The organism is Neisseria sp. P0018.S001 (assembly GCF_051957355.1).
In the GTDB taxonomy this organism is placed as follows: Bacteria; Pseudomonadota; Gammaproteobacteria; order Burkholderiales; family Neisseriaceae; genus Neisseria; species Neisseria subflava_A.
This window is the reverse complement of the sequence record NZ_JBQCWN010000030.1, coordinates 1-4,290: the sequence shown is the minus strand read 5'-3', so window position 1 is coordinate 4,290 and position 4,290 is coordinate 1. Positions and strand designations below refer to the sequence as shown.

Here is a 4,290-nt window from a genome sequence, read left to right as displayed (position 1 = left end):
CAAGGGGGATTATGGGGATATTTGAGTAGAATCAGTGGATATTTGAAACAAAAACAGCCGAAAATCTTTGTTTAGATTTCGGCTGTCGGGGGAAGGACTTTTTTGCAAAGGTCTCGGCCTTTGTTTTAGAGTAGATCCTGGATGGCTGAACGTTCTTCTTCTAATTCGGCCAGTGTGGCGGCAATACGTTTTTGGCTGAATTCATCCGACAAGTCCAAGCCTTGGACGATGCGGTAGCTGCCTTCGTCACAAATGACGGGGAAGCCGAAAATCAAACCTTCGGGAATGCCGTAAGAGCCGTCGGATGGAACGCCCATGGTTATCCATTTACCGCTGCTGCCGAGCAACCAGTCGCGTAGGTGGTAGATGGCGGCATTGGCGGCGGAAGCTGCGGATGATGAACCGCGTGCGGCAATAATGGCGGCACCACGTTCGGCGATTTTCGGCATGAAGACTTCGGTGTTCCAGTCGGGTTCGGTAATCATGTCTTGGACGGACTCGCCGTTACTGGTGGCGTAGCGGTAGTCGGCGTACATGGTCGGGCTGTGGTTGCCCCAGACGCACATTTGCTCGATGGAAGTAATCGGGCGGTTGATTTTTTCGGCAATTTGACTGACAGCGCGGTGGTGGTCGAGACGCATCAGGGCGGTGAAATTTTCCGGCGGGATGTCGGGTGCGGATTTCATGGCGATGTAGGCGTTGGTATTGGCCGGATTGCCGACGACGAGGACTTTAACGTTGCGATGGGCAACTTTGTTCAACGCCGCGCCTTGTACTTTGAAAATTTCGCCATTGGCGTGCAGCAAGTCGGCGCGCTCCATGCCTTGGGTACGCGGGCGCGCTCCAATCAAGAGGGCAATGTCGGCATCTTTGAAGGCGACTTCGGGGTCGTCTGTGGCGAAGATGTCGGCAAGGAGCGGGAAGGCGCAATCCTGCATTTCCATAATCACGCCGCGCAATGCCTGTTGTGCCTGCGGCAGGTCGAGCAGCTGCAGGATAACGGGTTGGTCGCGTCCTAGCATGATGCCGCCGGCGATACGGAAAAGGGTGGCATAGGCGATTTGGCCTGCCGCGCCGGTAACGGCGATTCGGACGGGTGGCTTGAGGGTCATATTTTTCCTTTTGAAGTCGTTGTTTTACTTGATTTTCGGATTATAGCAGTATTATGTGGCGAATGATGTAGGAAGGCCGTCTGAAATTTGATTTTCAGACGGCCTTCAGTGTTTGAAAAGATTATTCGCCGTTTTTCTTTTCAGCTTGTTCTTCTGCTGCTTCATAGGCTTCGACGATTTTCTGCACCAAAGGATGACGGACGACGTCTTCGCTGGTGAAGGTGTGGAAATACAGGCCTTCTACGTCGCGCAGTTTTTCGCGTGCATCTTTCAAGCCGGATTTGATGTTGCGTGGCAGGTCGATTTGGCTGATGTCGCCGGTAATGACTGCTTTGGCACCGAAGCCGATACGGGTCAGGAACATTTTCATTTGTTCGGGCGTGGTATTTTGCGCTTCGTCCAAAATGACATACGCGCCATTTAAGGTGCGGCCGCGCATATAGGCCAGCGGTGCAATTTCAATCAAACCTTTTTCCATTAATTTGGTTACGCGATCGAAACCCATTAAATCATAAAGCGCATCATAAAGCGGTCGCAGGTAGGGATCGACTTTTTGCGCCAAATCGCCCGGCAGGAAGCCTAATTTTTCGCCTGCTTCGACTGCGGGACGCACCAAAACAATGCGTTCGATTTGATGTTTTTCCATGGCATCGACTGCGGCGGCAACGGCAAGATAGGTCTTACCCGTACCGGCAGGGCCTAAGCCGAACACGACATCGTGGTTGAGCAAGGCGCGGATATAGCCGTTTTGACGCGGGGTGCGGCCGCCGATGCTGCCGCGTTTGGTGCGGAAATAGTATTGTTGGTCGTGGTGTTTTTCTTCGTGTTTTTCATCTGCGGTTTTTGCTTCGACGGCCGCGAGGCTGATGGCGTTGTCGTCCAAGTCGCCTTTTTCTGCGGTTTCGGCAAGCGACAGCAAGGCACGGCGACCTGCATGTGCCAGTTCACCCATGAAGGTGAAATGTTCGAAGCGGCGGCTGATTTGGATATCAAGGGCTTTGCCTAAGGCTTCGAGATTGCTGTCGAGCGCGCCGCACAGGCGTTGCAACACGGTATTGTCAATTTCTTCAAACTGCAGATGGACGGTGTGGGTCATATTGGTTTCCGTAAATAAATCTAATTTTTCCGTATTATACCCTTGTTCAGACGGCCTGCTTTATAATCGCCATTTCTTTTCGATAAACCGTTTCAATCAAAATGAATCACACTGCTTCTCCTCAATCGGAATTTCTGCGCGGTATCAAAGAATGTTCCCCCATGCTGATCGGCTTGTTGCCGTGGGCGCTGATTTTGGGCATGCAGGGCGGGCAAAAGGGTATGAGCTGGCTGGAAATGCTGTTGATGACGGGCATGAACTTTGCCGGAGGTTCGGAATTTGCCGCAGTCAATTTGTGGGCAAATCCTTTGCCGATTATGCTGATTGCAACAGTTACGTTTATGATTAATTCGCGCCATATCCTGATGGGTGCGGCGATTGCGCCGTATATGAGGGATATGCCGCTGAAAAAGGCGATGCCCGCGCTGTTTTTTATGTGTGATGAAAGCTGGGCAATGGCGTTTGCTGAAATTCAAAAGCGTAAGGCGGCAGGTTTGCCTGCATTCAATATGCCGTTTTATGCCGGCGTGTGTTTTATTTTGTATGTAACGTGGATTGGTTTTGCGGCATTTGGCGCGGCAGTCGGTCCGATGTTTGGCGATGTAGCGGCTTGGGGCTTCGGCATGGCGTTTCCTGCGGTGTTTTTGGTGTTGCTGCGCGGGATGTGGAAGAGCTTTGCGGCTTCGCGCCCTTGGTTTGTCAGCCTGATTGTGGCGTGCGCAACTTATTTGACCGTGGATGGCGCATGGTATGTTCCGGCCGGGACGTTGTCGGGCTTGTTGGCGGCGTATGTGTGGGGAGAGCAAAAATGAAGGATTTGTTGTCGCTGCAATCGTTTCTGTTGTTTTTAAGCATGTTGGCCGTTACCTATTCAACCCGATTAATCGGCTTTTTTGCATTGCGCAATCGTACGTTGAGCCGTCGTGCGCAAGTGGTTATGGAGGCTGCGCCGGGTTGCGTGTTGATTTCGGTGATTGCGCCTTATTTTGTGTCGGACAAACCACATGAGCTGATTGCCATTGCTTTGACGGTATTGGCGGCCAGCCGGTTTTCGATGTTGGTGACGGTATTAATCGGCGTTGGCACTTCGGGCATACTCGGTTATTTGATGAAATAAAAAATTTTCAGACGGCCTTACTTGTTATAATGGCCGTCTGAATTTTTTGATAAAGCAAAAACATGGCAAACCAACGACTCATCTATGGCTTTCACGCCGTTAATGCCCGTTTGTGGCAAAACCCGAAATCGATTACCGAACTCTATATCCAAGAGGGAAAATCCGATGCGCGCACCCGCGATGTATTGGATAAAGCGGCTTCTGAAAACGTACGCGTGCATTTTGCCGATGCCGACCGCCTGAATGCCATCAGCAAAGGGGCGCGTCATCAGGGCGTGGTCGGGTTTATCGATGCTTCCAAAAACCATGTTCATTTGGAAGATGTGTTGGAAAACCTGAGCGAACCGCCGTTTTTGCTGGTATTGGACGGCATTACCGACCCGCACAACCTTGGCGCGTGCCTGCGTACTGCCGATGCGATGGGCGTGCATGCCGTGATTGCGCCCAAAGACAAAAGCGCTGGCCTGAATGCGACCGTTAGCAAGGTTGCCTGTGGCGCGGCGGAAACCGTGCCGTATATTACCGTAACCAATCTTGCCCGTACTTTGCGTGAATTGAAAGAATACGGCATTTGGATTGTCGGCACGGACATGGGTGGCGACTCCGACCTTTACCACTGCGACTTGCCTGACAGCGTGGCTTGGGTAATGGGCAACGAAGGCGAAGGTATGCGCCGCCTGACGCGCGAACATTGCGATATGCTGATATCGATTCCGATGTTTGGCACGGTAGAAAGCATGAACGTTTCCGTCAGCGCAGGCATGGTATTGAGCGAAACCCGCCGTCAACGGGTGTTGAAATCGGAAAAATAAAAAGTTTAAAATAAAAAGTTTAATTAAAAGGCCGAGACCTTTGCAAAAAAGTCCTTCCCCCGACAGCCGAAATCTAAACAAAGATTTTCGGCTGTTTTTGTTTCAAATATCCACTGATTCTACTCAAATATCCCCATAATCCCCCTTGGATAC

The 4,290-nt window shown here is 51.4% G+C and carries 5 protein-coding genes; 3 read left to right on the top strand and 2 right to left on the bottom strand.

All coding sequences use genetic code 11. The annotated features are described in order from the left end of the window. Positions 1–125: 125 nt before the first annotated feature. Positions 126–1,112, bottom strand: a complete 987-nt coding sequence (locus ACTHTJ_RS10590) for a malate dehydrogenase (protein ID WP_070584233.1) — start codon at positions 1,110–1,112, stop codon at positions 126–128. Between the two features lie 121 nt (positions 1,113–1,233). After that, positions 1,234–2,208: a PhoH family protein gene (locus tag ACTHTJ_RS10585; RefSeq protein WP_070644837.1), complete on the bottom strand. Its 975-nt coding sequence runs from the start codon at positions 2,206–2,208 to the stop codon at positions 1,234–1,236. A 101-nt stretch (positions 2,209–2,309) separates the two neighbouring features. On the opposite strand from ACTHTJ_RS10585, the gene ACTHTJ_RS10580 reads away from it, so the two are divergent. From ACTHTJ_RS10580 to rlmB, 3 genes are all read left to right on the top strand, one after another. Continuing rightward, complete coding sequence (locus ACTHTJ_RS10580) at positions 2,310–3,020, top strand: AzlC family ABC transporter permease (RefSeq protein WP_049335254.1); 711 nt, start codon at positions 2,310–2,312, stop codon at positions 3,018–3,020. Next, complete coding sequence (locus tag ACTHTJ_RS10575; RefSeq protein ID WP_003680717.1) at positions 3,017–3,325, top strand: AzlD family protein; 309 nt, start codon at positions 3,017–3,019, stop codon at positions 3,323–3,325. The genes ACTHTJ_RS10580 and ACTHTJ_RS10575 overlap by 4 nt, the downstream gene beginning before the upstream one ends. Before the next feature lie 62 nt (positions 3,326–3,387). Next, on the top strand, positions 3,388–4,137 hold the full coding sequence (rlmB, locus tag ACTHTJ_RS10570; protein ID WP_070584236.1) for a 23S rRNA (guanosine(2251)-2'-O)-methyltransferase RlmB: 750 nt from the start codon (positions 3,388–3,390) through the stop codon (positions 4,135–4,137). Positions 4,138–4,290 lie beyond the last annotated feature (153 nt).